Raw genomic sequence first — 16224 nt, forward strand, 5'->3', positions numbered from 1 at the left:
AAGATGCGTACATCTTGTGTATATACATGAGCGCAGGGAGACAGAGAAAGGACCCGGAATGACCGCAGTGACCGATGTAAAGGGCGTAGGAGAAGCGCTTGCCAAATCCTTGTCCGAGAACGGCTTTAAATCAGCCGAGGCCTTGGCGAAGGCCAAGCCAGACGATCTGGTCAAGGTCCCGAGAATAGGTTTAGCGCGGGCTGCCGTACTGATTGCCGCCGCAAAACAGGCAGCAACCGCCAAGCCTGCAACGGCGAAACCGGCAGCCGCCAAACGTGCACCGGCGACACGTCGTGCGGCCCCACGAAAACCTGCCGTGCGCAAGCCTGCGACGCAACGTTCGGCCTCTCGCAAGACAGTCGCGGCCGCAGCGGCAGAAAAGCGGGCTGCGGACGCCGCCAAGAAAGCGGCAGAAGAAAAAGCTGCTGCCGATGCCGCCGAGGCCAAAGCCCGTAAAAAGGCCAAGGCGAAGGCAAAGGCCGAGAAAGCAGCCAAGAAACGTGCCGAGATGGAAGCGGCGTTTTCCAAGGCAAAGGACAAAGTGAAAGAAAAGTCCAAGAAGGGTAAAAAGTCCAAGAAGGACGGCAAGAAGAAAGATGCTGGCAAGAAAGACAGCAAGAAAAAAGACAAGAAGAAGGATAAGAAAAAGGCGAAGAAGTAAGCCCTCTTCGCCTTGCCTAATTTCCGACCGGCGCCCTTTCTGGGTGTCGGTTTTCTTATGCCAGCGTTCCGTCCAGTTGCAGCGTCAGCTTGCCGCCCAGGTAGGGGCCCAGAACATTGGGGAGGGTCACGGTGCCATCCGCGTTCTGCCCGTTTTCCAATACTGCAATCAGACAGCGCCCAACAGCCAGACCCGAACCGTTCAGCGTGTGGACAAATTCGGGCTTGCCGCCGCCCTCGGGACGAAAGCGGGCATTCATGCGGCGGGCTTGAAAATCACCGCAGGTCGAGACGGAACTGATCTCGCGATACGTGTCCTGACCAGGTAGCCAAGCCTCGATATCGTATGTGCGACGCGCGCCAAAGCCCATGTCACCGGTACACAGGATGACAGTCCGGTAGGGGATACCCAGCGTTTCCAAAATACCCTCGGCACACCGGAGCATGCGTTTTTGTTCCTCATCCGATTGATCCGGATGCGTGACCGAAACCATCTCGACCTTTTCAAACTGGTGCTGGCGCAGCATCCCGCGCGTGTCTTTGCCTGCGCTGCCGGCCTCGGACCGAAAGCAGAGCGAATGCGCGGTATAGCGGCGGGGCAGGTCGCTTTCCTCGATCATCGTGTCATTGACGATATTGGTCAGCGAAACCTCGGAGGTCGGGATCAGCCACCAGCCTTCGCGCGTCTGATAGCTGTCTTCGCCGAACTTGGGCAATTGACCGGTGCCTTGCATCATCTCGGAGAGAACCAGAACGGGGCCGTTGACCTCGGTCAGGTCATTCTCGTTGATATGCGTGTCCAGCATGAACTGGGCCAGAGCCCGGTGAACGCGGGCGACGCCACCGGACAGCAGAACAAAGCGTGAGCCTGAGAGCTTGGCGGCGGTTTCGAAATCCATGCCGTTTTGGACGGCGTCGATTTCAAAATGCTCTTTGGCCGCAAACTCCATCGCGCGCGGGGTGCCCCAGCGGTTGATTTCAACATTGTCGTTCTCATCCGCGCCTTCCGGTACGTCCTCGGCAGGCAGGTTGGCGATGCGGATCAGCTGGTCGGTCAGCAAAGCATCCAGATCTTTCGCCTCATTCTGCATCCGGGCGATCTCGGCTTTTTTCTCGGCGACCAGCGCGCGCAGGCGCTCGAACTCGGCCTCATCGCCGCGACCCTTTGCAGCGCCAACTTCTTTGCTGGCCTTGTTCTGTTCGGCCTGCGCAGTCTCGGCTGCGAGGATCTTGGCCCGACGGCTTTCGTCCAGTCGCAGCAGGTCTGACGACACCGGCGCGTCCCCACGGCGCGCAAGAGCGGCGTCGAAAGCGTCAGGGTTTTCGCGAATGGCGCGGATGTCGTGCATGTCTTAGATCCTTGCTGCGTGAATCACTCAGGCCGCTTATGCACCATATGTCGGGAAGGGTGTAGCGCTGGTTGACCATATTGCGCCTAACTGTCTGACGCCTCTTCGTGATGCGCCAGATGCCCGTCCCATTCTTCGGCGGGGATTTTGGGTTCGGGCGGGTCAGCCATGTAGGATGGGGTCATGATCTGTACGTTGTTTTCGTTGAAAACGGCGACAATGTTGCGATGCAGGTCTGACCGGATTTTCGGGATGATGCTGCCCCGTGTGGTATACCCGTTGATCTGGTAGTTGATCGCGTAATCCGCCAAAGCGGTCCACAGCACAAAAGGTTCCGGCTTGGCCTTGATCCCCTTGGTGCGATGAGCGGCTTCGATCAGCATCGCCTCGACCTTTTCCGGTGGCTCCTCATAGCCGATTCCGACCGTTGTATACAGCAACAACCCACTGCCATCCGTCTTCTTCGAGAAATTCACCACGTCCGAATTCATCAATTGGGCATTGGGGATCGAGATCAGCTCATTCTTGATGGATTTGAGGTGCGTCTCCATCAGCTTGATCTGCACCACGTCACCAATGTGGTCGCCGATCTGGATACGGTCCCCGATCGAGGTGGAGCGGCGATAGATGACAAACAATCCAGCCAGCATGTTTGACACAACCGAGTTCGCGCCCAACGACAGCATCGCGCCGACCAGAATGGTCAGCCCCTGGAAGGCCGCGGAATCCGAGCCCGGAATGTAGGGAACCGCAAAGACGAGCGCGATCAGGATAACGGCGACGCGGCTGATGTTGAACGTCGGGTTCACCCAGTGCTTTTCGAAATCGCCCATTTCGAACGAGCCTGCCTCGACCGCGTCAAAGAACACGCGCATGCCCCGAATGACATAGAGCGTGATCCAGGAAATCAGGGCCAACATGATCATGTTGGGGATATAGCTGACGATCCCTTTGACAATCTGAAGAACCGGTTGGGTCAGATACGTCAGCAGCAACTGGGCGAAATAGCGTGTTTCCGCAAAGGCCAACAGGACAAAAGACAGGTAGTAGTAGAAGCCCAGAAAGAAGAACCCCAGCAGCACGAAGTTCAACCCATATCGGATCAGGGCGGCAATTGCCTCGGCTTGCACGCTCTTGGCGGTCGCCGTCTCGACATCCTTCAGATATCGTTTGACCAACTGCAGTGTCTTGCGCTGGATACGCCGGTGGAGCCACCGGATAATCACGATGAAGAGAACAAACCCAACGGTCCATGCCAGGGCCTCAAGCGCGCCGGAAACTCGGGCTTGGTCGGTTCGATTTGCGCGGTAGGCTTCGATGGCACCCTGGATGGCGTTGCCGTGCAGCAGGCTGAGGATGTCCAGCTCCATCTGATCCAGCTCGGAATCCGCTTCGGTGACGATTGAAACGAATGTGCCGTCGGCCAGAATTCGGGTGCCCAGTTCTGTCTCTTCGTACCGTATGTCGACCGTCGAGGCGTCGGACGCTTCCGCAACCGCGACGATCCGGTTCTGAACCTCTTCGGCCCTTTCATCGGCAGGCAATGCGCTTGAGCCGCGCAGGCGGAACAAGGTGTCGCCATCAATGATGACCGGGGCTTTGAAAACCTCGGACTCTGTCTCGGATTCGACCTGAGAATCAGGCGTCGTTTCCTGGGCCAGAGCCGGCAGGCTGAACACAAGCGGGCAGACAGCCACCAACAGCAAAAGCGTCAGCCACCGCAAGGGTTTATAAAGATACGTCATTGCCCCTCCTGTCTGTTGACTATATCCCAGTTGTCAAACCTGCCTAGGGCATATCTGCAACGGTAGGGACCATCTTTGACCGCGTTGACGAGAACTTGGTGGGGCACAGCGCCGCCATTGCTTGCAAACGGGCATATCAAAGCATAGGTTCCCGCCAAATTTGCGGAACGGTGCCGCAATTCAAAACAAAAGGAATATCCCATGGATGGTGGCGCAATCGCCCAGTTTCTCCCGCTGATCCTGATCTTCGCGATCATGTACTTCCTGCTGATCCGTCCGCAGCAGAAGAAGATGAAGGAACATCAGGCCATGGTCGAGGCCGTACGCCGCGGTGATCAGGTCGTCACTCAGGGCGGTCTGATTGGCAAGGTGTCGAAGGTCAAGGAAGGCGAGAACGAGATCGAAGTCGAGATCGCGGACGGCGTCAAGGTTCGTGTGGTGAAATCCACCGTTGCACAGGTTTTGAACAAGACCGAGCCTGCGAAGTAACTTCGCCTTACACTTCCTTGAAAAGGCAGGGTTATGCTGCAAATTGATACCTGGAAGCGGGTTCTGATCTGGCTGGTCTGTGTGACCGGTCTGCTCTTGGCTCTGCCGAATGCGTTTTACACGCGGGTCGAACAATCCAATGACGCCAAGGCCGCGATTGAACTGGGCGCAAACACCCCGGAAAATCAGGCCGAGGCCGAGCTTTGGCCGAATTGGTTGCCGTCGTCTCTGGTCAACCTGGGGCTTGATCTCAGGGGCGGTGCGCATCTGTTGGCCGAGGTCAAGGTCGAGGATGTCTACGAATCCCGGATGGAAGCAATGTGGCCGGAAGTCCGCGATGCGCTGCGTGACGAACGCGCTACGGTCGGCACAATCCGCCGTCAGGATTCGCCCCCAGATCAGATTCGGGTTCGCATCAGCCAGCCCGAAGGCATGTCCCGTGCGCTGGAAGTCGTGCGCGGTCTGGCCCGACAGGTTCAGACCCTGACCGGAGTGGGGGCTACGGATATCGAAGCCTTCGCCGATGGCGACACGCTTGTTGTGCAACTGTCCGATGCGGAAAAGCTGTCCTCGGATGACCGGACGGTTCGCCAATCGCTCGAGATCGTGCGTCGCCGGATTGACGAGGTCGGCACCCGCGAGCCGACCATTCAACGTCAGGGTGCAGATCGTATCCTGATCCAGGTGCCCGGCATCGGCAGCGCCGGAGAGTTGAAAGATATCATTGGAACGACGGCGCAGTTGACCTTCAATCCGGTGGTCAATCGCGGCACCGACCTGGACGCCACAGCAGGCATAGGCGAGGAAGTCGTCCCATCAATCGATGAGAACGGCGTCTACTACATCATCGAATCCGCCCCCGTTGTAACGGGTGAGGAACTGGTGGATGCGCAACCTTCGTTCGATCAGAATGGTCGCCCGGCGGTCAGCTTCCGCTTTAACACCTCGGGTGCGCGGAAATTCGGCGACTACACTTTGGAAAACATCGGCGCCCCCTTTGCGATTGTGCTGGATGACGAAGTGATTTCGGCACCTGTGATCCAAAGCCACATCCCCGGCGGGTCGGGCATCATCACCGGCAATTTCAGTGTCGAGGAAAGCACCAATCTTGCAATCTTGCTGCGGGCAGGGGCGTTGCCTGCGGAACTGGTGTTCCTGGAAGAACGCACAATCGGCCCCGAACTGGGGCAGGACAGTATCGACGCGGGCAAGGTTGCAACCATGGTGGCCTTTGCCGCCGTGCTGGTGTTCATGGCCCTCAGCTACGGGCTGTTCGGTGTCTTTGCCAATATCGCTCTGATCATCAACGTGGGGCTTCTGTTCGGCCTGTTGTCCCTGATCGGGGCAACGCTGACACTGCCGGGGATCGCGGGGATCGTCCTAACGGTTGGTATGGCCGTGGACGCCAACGTGCTGATCTTTGAACGGATCCGCGAAGAGCTTAAGTCCGCCAAGGGACCTGCGCGTGCCATCGAGCTGGGCTATGAAAAGGCGCTGTCGGCAATTCTTGACGCAAACGTCACCACATTCATCACCGCGACCATCCTGTTTGCGATGGGCAGCGGGCCGGTGCGCGGGTTCGCCATCACTTTGGGGCTGGGTATCCTGACCTCGGTCTTCACCGCGATCTTCGTAACACGCCTGATGGTCGTCATGTGGTTCGAACGCCGCCGTCCGAAAACAATCGAGGTTTGACATGAGACTGAAACTCGTACCCCAGAACACCTCGTTTGATTTCTTCAGCCGTTGGAAAGTCTGGCTGGGTATCTCGGGCCTGATGATGGTGGTCGCCTTCGTCTCGTTCCTGTTGCAGGGCCTGAATTTCGGCATCGACTTCAGGGGCGGCACTACGATCCGTACCGAAAGCGTGCAACCGATTGATGTAGGGCTGTACCGCGATGCCATCGCGCCTTTGGACCTGGGTGATGTGACAATCACCGAGATTTTCGATCCCACATTTGGCCCGGACGAAAATGTTGCCATGATCCGCATCCAGGCGCAGGCCGAAGCTGAAGCGGTTGAGGTTGCGACCATCCTTGCCGTGGAAGAGGCCCTGCAGGGCGTGGTGCCGGACATACAGTTCGTCTCGGTGGAATCGGTAGGCCCGAAAGTTTCGGGCGAATTGATCCAGACAGCCGTCATCGCTGTTGCTTTGGCCATCGGCGCGGTGCTTGTCTACATCTGGCTACGGTTCGAATGGCAATTTGCCCTTGGGGCCGTGGCGGCGCTGGTTCATGACGTTATCCTGACCATCGGCATCTTCTCGGAACTGCAAATCCGCTTTGATCTGGCCATTATCGCGGCGCTTCTGACCATTGTGGGCTATTCGCTGAACGATACCGTGGTTGTCTTCGACCGGGTGCGCGAGAACCTGCGGAAGTACAAGAAGAAAGACCTCAAAGAGGTTCTGAATATCTCGATCAACGAAACCCTCAGCCGGACGGTGATGACCTCGGTCACCACGCTGTTGGCGCTGATCTCGCTCTATGTGCTGGGCGGTGACGTGATCCGCGGGTTTGTCTTCGCAATGATCTGGGGTGTGATCGTCGGTACCTATTCCTCGGTCTTTGTCGCGTCGACCATCTTGTTGTGGCTGGGGGTCAAACGCGATTGGTCCAAGCCGTCCAACAACGCGGGCAACCAGTTTGCCAACGTGGATGCCTGAGTTTTTCGGCCAGTCCCCACAGGGGCTGGCCGTTATCTTTTTCGCTGCTTTTCTGGGCGGGGTCATACGCGGCTTTTCGGGTTTTGGAACCGCCCTGATTTTCCTGCCCATCGCTACGCCGTATCTGGGTCCGTTTGGTGCCCTGATCGGGCTGACGATTATGGACATCTTCGGGCCACTGCCAAACCTGCGCCGTGCGTGGAGCGCAGTGAACAAGGGCGACCTGACACGTCTTTTGATGGGGTGTGCTGTGGTGCTGCCGCTTGGTCTGTGGGTTCTGACGCAGGTCGCGCCCGAGGTGTTTCGGTATGCGGTCAGCATCCTTGCGCTTGTCATGCTTGCCATCCTGATCCTCGGCTTGCGTTACCATGGCCGGGTCAGCCGAACGATGGTCACCGGTATCGGCGGCGCAGCGGGTTTTCTAGGTGGTGTTGCCGGGTTGCCCGGTCCAGCGGTCATCCTGTTCTACATGTCGCGCCCGCTGCCGGTTGACGTCATCCGGGCGACGATCCTGCTGTTCCTTTTGGGTTTCGACTTTCTGCTGCTGGGTTTTCTGACCGGGATGGGGCAGGTGACGCTGACCGCAACTGCGCTTGGGTTTACACTTGCGGTTCCGAATCTGCTGGGAAACTGGCTTGGCGGCTGGCTGTTTCGACCGGAACTCGAACGTCTCTATCGTGCGGCCGCGTATGTCGCGATTGCGCTGGCGGCCTTGTCCGGACTGCCCGTTTGGGGGTAAACAATGCAGATGCGACTGAATGAGATCACATACAGCAATGCTGAGCCCGTCGATGGCTATGGCCCGGGTTTTTTTCGCATCGGGGGACAGGTTTACCACGGCGGTGTCCTGACCGGGCCAACCGGCACGCAGCCATGGGAAGGCTACACTCAGGACGATCCTTTGCTGAAACTGTCAGGCACCGTGGACGTCCTGTTCATCGGTACCGGAGCCGATCTGGCACACATCCCCGCGGCGCTGCGCGAGGCCTTGGAACAGGCAGGCGTCGGCGTTGAAATCATGAACTCCCCCGCCGCTTGCCGCACCTACAATGTGCTGCTGTCCGAGGGTCGCCGCATCGCGTTGGCCCTGATCCCGGTGTAACGGGATCCTCTTCATCTGGCCCCAAATATCCCGGAGAGCGCGAGAGGCTGGCCTCTCGCATCCGCCCTCATCGACAGGCACCGCATTTTGAACCCTGCGGCAAATCCCACCTTTTGCCTGCGTCCCCAATCGGATAAGCGGGTCACATGACACTGACCGTTACCGATCTGGCCATCACCCGTGGCGGCGTTCCCGTTCTTGAGGGGCTCAGTTTCACCCTCAATCCCGGTCATGCGCTGGTTCTGCGGGGGCCCAACGGGATCGGCAAAACCACCCTGCTGCGCACTCTGGCAGGGTTGCAGCCACCCCTGACGGGGCACATTCAAGGGGCTGAGGATCAGATCGCCTATGCGTCCCACTCTGACGGGTTGAAACCAACCCTGACCGTGTCGGAAAACCTGAAATTCTGGGCGTCGGTCTTTGGGTCACATGACATCCAGCCGGCACTGGACTCTTTCGCACTGAACAAACTTGCGGACCGCTACGCCGGCAACCTGTCCGCCGGACAAAAGCGAAGGCTGGGTCTGGCGCGGATGCTTGTCACAGGGCGGCCGATCTGGATGCTGGATGAACCGACGGTCTCTCTGGATCAGAATGCGGTTCAGATGTTCGCCGATGCCGTGCGCGCGCATCTGGGGCAGGGCGGGTCCTCTTTGATCGCCACCCATATCGATCTGGGTCTGGATGGAGAGGTTCTGGATGTCGGTCCCAACAAAGCCAGGCCCAAGCCCATAGACGATTTTGACGGAGGCTTCCTGTGATCGCCCTGCTGCTGCGCGACCTCAAACTGGCCTTTCGGGCCGGCGGGGGTTTTGGTCTGGGTCTGGCCTTTTTCCTGATCGTGACCGTTCTGGTTCCCTTTGCTGTGGGGCCGCAATCTTCGCTGTTGTCGACCATTGCGCCTGGCGTTCTGTGGCTGGGTGCATTGCTGGCCTGTCTTTTGTCGCTTGACCGCTTGTTGGCCCTGGATTGGGAGGATGGCTCACTCGACCTGCTGGCAACGGCACCGTTGCCACTTGAGGCGGTTGTTTCGATCAAGGCGCTGGCCCATTGGATCACCACCGGTCTGCCTCTGGTACTGGCTGCCCCTTTCCTGGGCGTATTGCTGAACCTGCCTGTGCCGGGCTTTTTCTGGCTGGTGGTTTCGCTGCTGCTTGGAACCCCGGCCATGAGCGTTATCGGAACTTTCGGCGCAGCCCTGACTGTTGGGCTGAAGCGTGGCGGCTTGCTGCTTTCGTTGCTGGTGCTGCCCCTGTACGTGCCGACCCTGATTTTCGGCGCAGAAGTGGCCCGCCGTGGCGCCACCGGGATGGAGACGCAGACCCCGCTTCTGATGCTTGCCGGAATCACTGCGGCGACAATCGCCTTGCTGCCGTTTGCCAGCGCCGCAGTCCTGCGGATCAATCTGCGATGAAGCACCGCAACTTTGACGAAGGTCAATTGAGAATTCATCCGAGTCAGACTAAGTAGTGTCCATGTCTATCGCAGCCAAAGCCAACTCTCTTTGGGAGTATGCCAACCCGCGGAAATTCCTCGCCACCAGCGAGCGTGTGTTGCCATTCTTCTGGATCACCTCGGCGCTATGTATCGTGGTCGGTCTGGTGTGGGGCTTTTTCTTCACGCCTGATGATTTCAGGCAAGGGTCAACTGTCAAGATCATCTACCTGCATGTCCCCTCCGCCTTGATGGCGATCAATTGCTGGCTGATGATGCTTGTGACTTCGCTGGTGTGGCTGGTACGCCGTCACCATGTCAGTGCGCTGGCCGCGCGGGCGGCTGCACCTGTTGGCATCGTGATGACGCTTATCGCGCTGGCGACCGGTGCGATCTGGGGTCAGCCGATGTGGGGCACCTGGTGGGCCTGGGATCCGCGCCTGACCTCGTTCCTGATCCTCTTTCTGTTCTACCTTGGCTATGTCGCCTTGTGGGAAGCGATCGATGACCCAGACACCGCTGCCGATCTGACATCGGTCCTGTGTCTGGTGGGGTCGGTCTTTGCCATCCTCAGCCGCTATGCGGTGAATTTTTGGAATCAGGGCCTGCATCAAGGGGCGTCGGTCATGCGGGCCGGTGCAGTGACCGGGGCCGATACCGAAGAGAAGGTCAGCAATATCTTCTTCTACCCCTTGCTGGTCTGCATCATCGGTTTTGTATTGCTGTTCATCGCTTTGGTTCTTTATCGCACTGGCACCGAAATTCGGGCGCGTCGGGTCAAGGCCTTGTTGGCACGGGAAAGGGTGGGAGGCTGATGCCTGATCTTGGGAAGTACGCGGACGCTGTCCTGTCGTCTTATGCAGCCTCAATTCTACTGCTGCTGGCGCTTGTGGTGTTCAGCGTGATGCGGGGCCGCAAGGTACGGGCCGAAATGGAGCAAGTGGAACAAAGGATGTCGCGCAATGGCTAAGATTTCTCCTTTGATGATTGCGCCGCCGCTGATCTTCGGAGCCTTTGCCGTGCTTGCCGGGATCGGGATGTTTCGCGATGATCCCAACGCCCTGCCATCCGCCCGCGAAGGCCAGCCTGCGCCCCCGGTTGTCTTGACCGAGTTTCCGGGCAAAACCCTGTTCGACGATGCAACCCTGCGGGATGGCGAGGTCAAGTTGGTCAACTACTGGGCCAGTTGGTGTGCCCCATGCCGGGCCGAACACCCGAACCTCGAAGCACTGTCGGACGAGGGTATCCCGATTTATGGCATCAACTACAAAGACAAGCTGAACAATGCCAATGGGTTCCTGTCGGAACTGGGCGATCCCTACGAAGGAATCGGCCGCGACGAACAGGGCCGCATGGCGCTGGATTGGGGCCTGTACGGGGTGCCGGAAACATATGTGATCGATGGTGAGGGCACCGTTATTCTAAGGTTTGCCGGGCCCATTACCCAGCGTGTGATCGAAAGCACGATCCGACCCGCGCTGGAAAAAGCAGCTGGCGGCTGATCCCGAACCCTAGAGCCTGTATCCACCCGTCACGGCTAATACCTCACCGGTGATGAACGCGGCATCATCGGAAGCGAGGAAACGCACGGCCCTTGCAATATCCTCGGGGCGTCCGACACGTCCGACTGCGGTGTCCTTTACGAACAGCGCTGTCAAATCATCCGGGCGTGGCGCTTCCGGAATGTTGATCGCTCCGGGGGCCACGGCGTTCACCCTTATCCCGCTTGGGCCAAGCTCTTTTGCCATGCCGCGCGTCCAAAGGTTCAGCGCTGCCTTGCTTGCGCCATAAGTTACCGCGTCCTTCGGCGGCAAAACTGCGTTCATCGAGGATATGCTGACAATTGCCGCGCCCGGTTGCAGATGCGGCAAGGCGGCTGCCAACAGGGCTGCTGGAACCAAAAGGTTCAAATCCAGAATCGAATGATGATCATTCCGGTCAAAGGTCTCTTTCGGGGTTGTTTTCACAGCCCCTGCATTGTTCACGATCACATCCAGACGCCCAAATCTGTCGATGACCTGCTGGATCACAGCCTCGGGCTGCCCATCCTGAGTGAGGTCTGATTGCAAGGACAGCGCGGTGCCGTCAGGCCAATCCTGCTCTGGTTTTGTAGACAGCCAAGTGAACGCGACGCGATGGTCTCGGCTGAAATCGTCTACGATTGCGCGCCCGATACCCCGTGCGCCTCCGGTGACCAGGGCTACTTGTTTCATGCCAGAAGAAAACCGGCAAACCAGCCGACTTTCAACACCGTTTTTGACGAAACAATTCTTCTATCTTCGAACCAGAATCCAGATCATTGCCGCGATGAAGGCAAACGTGACGAGGTTCATCAACGTGTCCGTCAGATCACCGATCAACATCGTTCAACCCCTCTTCTGCCAGCCCGCGGAACAGGCAAACCATTAACAAAACCGAGATGAAAACAAACGGAAGAGCCCCCAGTGAGATCAGGATCTTAACCGAGTCCACCGACCCTGAAAGGATCATTGCGACGCTCAGCAGGCCAAGCAGGACGCCCCAGATCAAGCGAACACGTGGCGGTGGGTTTTCATCCCCTTCCGAGGAAAACGTCCCCAGAACGAATGCAGCACTGACCACGCTGGTGACGATAAACAGAAAGGCGGCCAGTATCGTTGCAAGCGTGGTGACAAAGGAAAAAGGCAGCCGATCCAGTAGCGCGAAGGTGACGCGCTCGATATTGGTCTGAGTGTAAGCCAGCAGTTCACCCGCTCCGTTGAGCGCCTCGAACAAGCCGATGCCGCCGAATGCACCAAACCAGAGGATCGAGAACAGGGTAGGTGCAAACAAAACGCCGATCACGAATTCTCGTATCGTTCTGCCACGAGAAATACGGGCAACAAAGACGCCTACGAAAGGTCCCCAGGCGATCCACCACACCATGTAAGTGAGTGTCCAGTCGCTGAACCATCTGGTGACATCATCGCCAAAAAACGTGAAGGTCTGAAAGCCCCGGGGAATGACATTGGTGACATAGTCGCCAAAGCCTTGAACAACGGTGTTCAAAAGATACTCGGTCGGACCAAGAACCACCGTGTAGGCAACCAGACAGATCGCAATCAGCATTGCTGCATTCGACAAGCGCGCCATGCCTTGACCCAGATCTATCAAAAGCGCTGGGATATACGCGGCGACCATCGCAAGGAAGACCGCGCCGATCAAAAACGCCCCAACCGTCTCGCGACCGCCAAGCACAGCGATCCCGTCTGCCACCTGGAACACGCCCATGGCCATGGATCCGCCGACCCCGATGGCGATTGCGATGATGGCCATGAAATCGGACAGCCATCCTACGCGCTCGGCCCAGCGTTCGCCGGGAAACAGGCTTTTGATTGGTGCGCTGACCATCATCCCGGTTCCACGTCGAAAACTGAAATAGGCGATTGTCAGTGCGGTGGAGCCGTAAATCGCCCAGGCGTGCAGACCCCAATGAAAATTCGTCGCCAGCATGGCCTGTTGGGCGGCAACGTAGTCTGGGGCCATGCCAGAGATGAAGTTGAAATGCGTAAGAGGTTCGGCAACGGCCCAGAACAACAATCCGACCCCCATACCGGCCGAAAACAGCATCGAAATCCAGGTGGCGGTTGAAAACTCTGGTTCTTCATCGTCGCGGCCAAGTCGGATGTCGCCATAGCGCGAAAAGGCCAAAAACAGACATCCGATCAGCATGCCCGAGGCGGCGAGCATCACAAACCATCCCCGGCTGCGAAACGTTTGCTGCACGATACCGTTGGCCCAGGTCACCAAGCTTTCAATATCGATGACACCCCACATCCCGATCACCGCGATGACGCTGAGTGAGCAAACCAGCAGGGCGTTTGGCTTTTTCATGGCACGGTTTTCCGAAAATCGACTTTCGGAACAGTTCCAGATTTTCAGCTGAATAACCAGAAAACAAAAAACCCCCGGCTGAGGGCCGGGGGTTTCACTGCGTTTTGCACTACGGCGTTACGATTCCTTTGCGAGGTTGCGTAGTACATAATGCAGAACGCCACCGTTTTCGATGTACTCGATCTCGGGGGCCGTATCGATGCGGCACTTCAGAGTGATGGTTTTTTCGGATCCGTCGCCATAGGTGATTTTGCAGGGGACGTCCTGCAGCGGTTCAACCGAATCCAACCCATCAATAGACACCGTCTCATCGCCTTTCAGGCCCAGCGTCTTGCGCGTGTCGCCGCCGGTAAACTCGAACGGAATCACGCCCATACCGACCAAGTTTGAGCGGTGGATACGCTCAAAGCTTTCCGCGATCACAGCCTTCACGCCCAGCAAAGCGGTCCCTTTGGCTGCCCAGTCACGGGACGAGCCAGCGCCATATTGTTCGCCGCCAATAACCACCAATGGGGTGCCATTGGCCTGGTAGGCCATGGATGCGTCGTAGATCGAGGTCTGTTCGCCGTCGGGCCCTTTGGTGTAGCCGCCTTCGACCCCGTCCAGCATCTCGTTCTTGATGCGGATATTGGCGAAAGTGCCGCGCATCATGACCTCGTGATTGCCACGGCGCGAGCCGTAAGAGTTGAACTCACGCGGCTGAACCTGACGTTCGATCAGATACTTGCCTGCCGGTGACGTAGTTGCAAAAGACCCGGCCGGAGAGATGTGGTCGGTCGTGACCATGTCGCCCAGGATTGCCAGAACCTTGGCCCCTTCGATGTTCGAGATCGTGCCCGGTTCGGGCCCCATACCCTGAAAGTAGGGCGGGTTCTGGATATAGGTCGAGGTCGGAGGCCAGTCATAAGTTTCCTGTTGCGGAACCTCGACCTCGCGCCATTTCTCGTCGCCTTTGAAGACATCGGCATATTTCGACTGGAACGCCTCGCGGGTGACGGTTGCCTCGACCAGTTCCGCGATCTCGCTTTGGGTGGGCCATATGTCTTTCATGTAGACGTCATTGCCGTCCTTGTCCTGACCGATCGGTTCGGACGTCAGATCAATGTCCATCGTGCCGGCCAGCGCATAGACAACGACCAACGGCGGCGAAGCCAGATAGTTGGCGCGCACGTCCGGCGAAATCCGTCCTTCGAAGTTGCGGTTGCCCGACAGGACCGATGTGGCGACCAGATCGCCCTCGGCAATCGCCTCCGATATTTCTTTCTGGATCGGACCCGAGTTACCGATACAGGTGGTGCAGCCATAACCCACAAGGTTGAACCCGATCTTGTCCAAGTCCTCTTGCAGACCGGCTGCTTCAAGATAGGCTGAGACCACCTGTGACCCCGGCGCCAGGGAGGTTTTGACCCAAGGCTGGCGATCCAGACCCAGAGCTGCTGCCTTGCGGGCCACCAGACCCGCGCCGATCATGACATAGGGGTTCGAGGTGTTGGTGCAGGAAGTGATCGATGCAATCACAACCTTGCCCGACTCCATTCCATAGCTTTCACCTTTGACTTCGACCTGCTTGCCCATCGGGCGTTTGAAGGTGTTGGCCATTTCCTCAAGGAAAGCCGCCTTGGCGTCGGTCAGCTTGACATAGTCCTGCGGACGTTTCGGACCCGAGATCGCGGGGACAATGGTGCCCATGTCCAACGACAGGGTATCGGTGTAGATCGGGGCATAGTGCTCATCCCGCCAGAAGCCGTTTTCCTTGGCGTAGGCTTCGACCAGTGCCAGACGGTCTTCGTCCCGTCCGGTGTTGCGCATGTAACGCAGGGTCTCGCCGTCGATCGGGAAAAAGCCACAGGTTGCGCCGTATTCCGGGGCCATGTTGGCGATGGTTGCGCGGTCGGCCAGCGGCAGACGATCAAGGCCGTCGCCGTAGAACTCGACAAATTTGCCCACGACGCCCTTTTCACGCAGCATCTCGACAACTTTCAGTACCAGATCAGTACCGGTGGTGCCTTCGACCATCGCGCCGGTCAGTTCAAAGCCCACGACCTCGGGGATCAACATCGAAATCGGTTGACCCAGCATCGCGGCCTCGGCCTCGATCCCACCAACGCCCCAGCCCAGAACGGCCATGCCGTTGACCATGGTGGTGTGGCTGTCGGTGCCGACCAGCGTGTCTGGGTAGGCGACCTCGTCTCCGTTCTGATCCTTGTCCGTCCAGACGGTCTGGGCAAGGTATTCCAGATTGACCTGATGGCAGATGCCGGTGCCGGGAGGTACAACGCGGAAGTTGTCAAAGGCGTTCTGACCCCATTTCAGGAACTGATACCGCTCCATATTCCGTTCATATTCGCGGTCCACGTTCATTTGGAACGCGCGCGGGTTGCCGAACTCGTCAATCATGACCGAATGGTCGATCACCAGATCCACCGGGTTCAGGGGATTGATCTTTTGTGCGTCGCCCCCCAGTGCCTTGATACCGTCGCGCATCGCCGCCAGATCCACCACGGCGGGAACGCCGGTGAAATCCTGCATCAACACACGGGCAGGACGATACGCGATCTCGCGCGGGTTTTTACCGCCATTTGCGCCCCATTCGGCAAAGGCCTTGATGTCGTCGACCGAAACGGAAAACCCATCATCCTCGAACCGCAGCATGTTTTCGAGTACCACTTTCAGCGCGGCGGGAAGCCTGGAAAAATCGCCCAGGCCGGCCTCTTGCGCGGCAGGGATCGAATAATAGGAAATGGATTTGCCATTCACGCTTAGGCTTCGGCGTGTCTTGGCGGTGTCCTGTCCGACTTTGATGGGCATCTCGTGGCCTCCCTCTCAAATGGCTTGGATTTTGGGATTCGCTGAGGGTTATCTGTATCACGTTTGAGTGTGGTTCAAGGTCTAAGACGCCGAACCTTGGAAAAAATGTATACCATCGCA

General features: G+C 58.1%; 16 protein-coding genes. 11 read left to right on the plus strand and 5 right to left on the minus strand.

The genetic code is table 11. The features are described 5' to 3' along the window. Positions 1 to 58: 58 nt before the first annotated feature. Positions 59 to 661 (plus strand): helix-hairpin-helix domain-containing protein, encoded by a 603-nt coding sequence (locus ACR0L4_RS11430; RefSeq protein ID WP_480513031.1) that lies wholly within the window; start codon positions 59 to 61, stop codon positions 659 to 661. A 55-nt stretch (positions 662 to 716) separates the two neighbouring features. Here ACR0L4_RS11430 and serS read toward each other — a convergent pair whose 3' ends face one another. Both serS and ACR0L4_RS11440 read right to left on the minus strand, forming a co-directional pair. Then, positions 717 to 2009, minus strand: coding sequence for a serine--tRNA ligase (gene serS, locus ACR0L4_RS11435; protein WP_480513033.1), 1293 nt, complete (start codon positions 2007 to 2009; stop codon positions 717 to 719). A gap of 86 nt (positions 2010 to 2095) precedes the next feature. Then, positions 2096 to 3754 (minus strand): mechanosensitive ion channel family protein, encoded by a 1659-nt coding sequence (locus tag ACR0L4_RS11440; RefSeq protein ID WP_480513035.1) that lies wholly within the window; start codon positions 3752 to 3754, stop codon positions 2096 to 2098. A gap of 201 nt (positions 3755 to 3955) precedes the next feature. On the opposite strand from ACR0L4_RS11440, the gene yajC reads away from it, so the two are divergent. The 10 genes from yajC to ACR0L4_RS11490 all read left to right on the plus strand — a co-directional run bounded on the left by yajC (position 3956) and on the right by ACR0L4_RS11490 (position 10946). After that, a complete protein-coding gene (gene yajC / locus ACR0L4_RS11445; RefSeq protein WP_170750947.1) occupies positions 3956 to 4243 on the plus strand; it encodes a preprotein translocase subunit YajC in 288 nt (95 codons plus the stop codon). A 33-nt stretch (positions 4244 to 4276) separates the two neighbouring features. Continuing rightward, positions 4277 to 5938: a protein translocase subunit SecD gene (gene secD / locus ACR0L4_RS11450; RefSeq protein ID WP_480513037.1), complete on the plus strand. Its 1662-nt coding sequence runs from the start codon at positions 4277 to 4279 to the stop codon at positions 5936 to 5938. Position 5939: 1 nt separating this feature from the next. Further along, complete coding sequence (gene secF, locus ACR0L4_RS11455) at positions 5940 to 6908, plus strand: protein translocase subunit SecF (protein ID WP_480513039.1); 969 nt, start codon at positions 5940 to 5942, stop codon at positions 6906 to 6908. Beyond that, the gene (locus ACR0L4_RS11460; protein WP_480513041.1) at positions 6901 to 7647 is read left to right on the plus strand and encodes a TSUP family transporter; all 747 of its coding nucleotides are present in this window, start codon (positions 6901 to 6903) and stop codon (positions 7645 to 7647) included. Before secF ends, ACR0L4_RS11460 begins: the two co-directional genes overlap by 8 nt. Before the next feature lie 9 nt (positions 7648 to 7656). Continuing rightward, on the plus strand, positions 7657 to 8010 hold the full coding sequence (locus tag ACR0L4_RS11465) for an Mth938-like domain-containing protein (protein WP_480513230.1): 354 nt from the start codon (positions 7657 to 7659) through the stop codon (positions 8008 to 8010). 146 nt (positions 8011 to 8156) lie between these two features. Further along, positions 8157 to 8771, plus strand: coding sequence for a heme ABC exporter ATP-binding protein CcmA (gene ccmA, locus ACR0L4_RS11470; RefSeq protein ID WP_480513043.1), 615 nt, complete (start codon positions 8157 to 8159; stop codon positions 8769 to 8771). Continuing rightward, the gene (gene ccmB, locus ACR0L4_RS11475; protein ID WP_170750936.1) at positions 8768 to 9424 is read left to right on the plus strand and encodes a heme exporter protein CcmB; all 657 of its coding nucleotides are present in this window, start codon (positions 8768 to 8770) and stop codon (positions 9422 to 9424) included. The genes ccmA and ccmB overlap by 4 nt, the downstream gene beginning before the upstream one ends. A gap of 61 nt (positions 9425 to 9485) precedes the next feature. Beyond that, complete coding sequence (locus tag ACR0L4_RS11480; RefSeq protein WP_480513046.1) at positions 9486 to 10259, plus strand: heme ABC transporter permease; 774 nt, start codon at positions 9486 to 9488, stop codon at positions 10257 to 10259. Continuing rightward, positions 10259 to 10414, plus strand: a complete 156-nt coding sequence (gene ccmD, locus ACR0L4_RS11485; RefSeq protein ID WP_480513048.1) for a heme exporter protein CcmD — start codon at positions 10259 to 10261, stop codon at positions 10412 to 10414. The genes ACR0L4_RS11480 and ccmD overlap by 1 nt, the downstream gene beginning before the upstream one ends. Further along, on the plus strand, positions 10407 to 10946 hold the full coding sequence (locus ACR0L4_RS11490; RefSeq protein WP_170750930.1) for a DsbE family thiol:disulfide interchange protein: 540 nt from the start codon (positions 10407 to 10409) through the stop codon (positions 10944 to 10946). Before ccmD ends, ACR0L4_RS11490 begins: the two co-directional genes overlap by 8 nt. 9 nt (positions 10947 to 10955) lie before the next feature. On the opposite strand, the gene ACR0L4_RS11495 is transcribed toward ACR0L4_RS11490, so the two are convergent. The 3 genes from ACR0L4_RS11495 to acnA form a co-directional block, all read right to left on the minus strand. Then, positions 10956 to 11657, minus strand: coding sequence for an SDR family NAD(P)-dependent oxidoreductase (locus tag ACR0L4_RS11495; protein WP_480513050.1), 702 nt, complete (start codon positions 11655 to 11657; stop codon positions 10956 to 10958). Positions 11658 to 11793: 136 nt separating this feature from the next. Continuing rightward, positions 11794 to 13296, minus strand: a complete 1503-nt coding sequence (locus ACR0L4_RS11500; RefSeq protein WP_480513052.1) for a BCCT family transporter — start codon at positions 13294 to 13296, stop codon at positions 11794 to 11796. A 117-nt stretch (positions 13297 to 13413) separates the two neighbouring features. Continuing rightward, the gene (acnA, locus tag ACR0L4_RS11505; protein WP_480513054.1) at positions 13414 to 16104 is read right to left on the minus strand and encodes an aconitate hydratase AcnA; all 2691 of its coding nucleotides are present in this window, start codon (positions 16102 to 16104) and stop codon (positions 13414 to 13416) included. Between the last annotated feature and the right edge of the window lie 120 nt (positions 16105 to 16224).

It is taken from the genome of Ruegeria sp. AB5 (assembly GCF_056542645.1).

Coding starts and splice junctions, on each gene's coding strand:
- ACR0L4_RS11440 (WP_480513035.1), bottom strand. CDS start 3,754: ATGACGTATCTTTATAAACCCTTGCGGTGGCTGACGCTTTTGCTGTTG.
- ACR0L4_RS11500 (WP_480513052.1), bottom strand. CDS start 13,296: ATGAAAAAGCCAAACGCCCTGCTGGTTTGCTCACTCAGCGTCATCGCG.
- ccmA (WP_480513043.1), top strand. CDS start 8,157: ATGACACTGACCGTTACCGATCTGGCCATCACCCGTGGCGGCGTTCCC.
- ACR0L4_RS11495 (WP_480513050.1), bottom strand. CDS start 11,657: ATGAAACAAGTAGCCCTGGTCACCGGAGGCGCACGGGGTATCGGGCGC.
- ACR0L4_RS11430 (WP_480513031.1), top strand. CDS start 59: ATGACCGCAGTGACCGATGTAAAGGGCGTAGGAGAAGCGCTTGCCAAA.
- secF (WP_480513039.1), top strand. CDS start 5,940: ATGAGACTGAAACTCGTACCCCAGAACACCTCGTTTGATTTCTTCAGC.
- ACR0L4_RS11490 (WP_170750930.1), top strand. CDS start 10,407: ATGGCTAAGATTTCTCCTTTGATGATTGCGCCGCCGCTGATCTTCGGA.
- ACR0L4_RS11480 (WP_480513046.1), top strand. CDS start 9,486: ATGTCTATCGCAGCCAAAGCCAACTCTCTTTGGGAGTATGCCAACCCG.
- acnA (WP_480513054.1), bottom strand. CDS start 16,104: ATGCCCATCAAAGTCGGACAGGACACCGCCAAGACACGCCGAAGCCTA.
- ccmD (WP_480513048.1), top strand. CDS start 10,259: ATGCCTGATCTTGGGAAGTACGCGGACGCTGTCCTGTCGTCTTATGCA.
- ACR0L4_RS11460 (WP_480513041.1), top strand. CDS start 6,901: ATGCCTGAGTTTTTCGGCCAGTCCCCACAGGGGCTGGCCGTTATCTTT.
- yajC (WP_170750947.1), top strand. CDS start 3,956: ATGGATGGTGGCGCAATCGCCCAGTTTCTCCCGCTGATCCTGATCTTC.
- ACR0L4_RS11465 (WP_480513230.1), top strand. CDS start 7,657: ATGCGACTGAATGAGATCACATACAGCAATGCTGAGCCCGTCGATGGC.
- serS (WP_480513033.1), bottom strand. CDS start 2,009: ATGCACGACATCCGCGCCATTCGCGAAAACCCTGACGCTTTCGACGCC.
- secD (WP_480513037.1), top strand. CDS start 4,277: ATGCTGCAAATTGATACCTGGAAGCGGGTTCTGATCTGGCTGGTCTGT.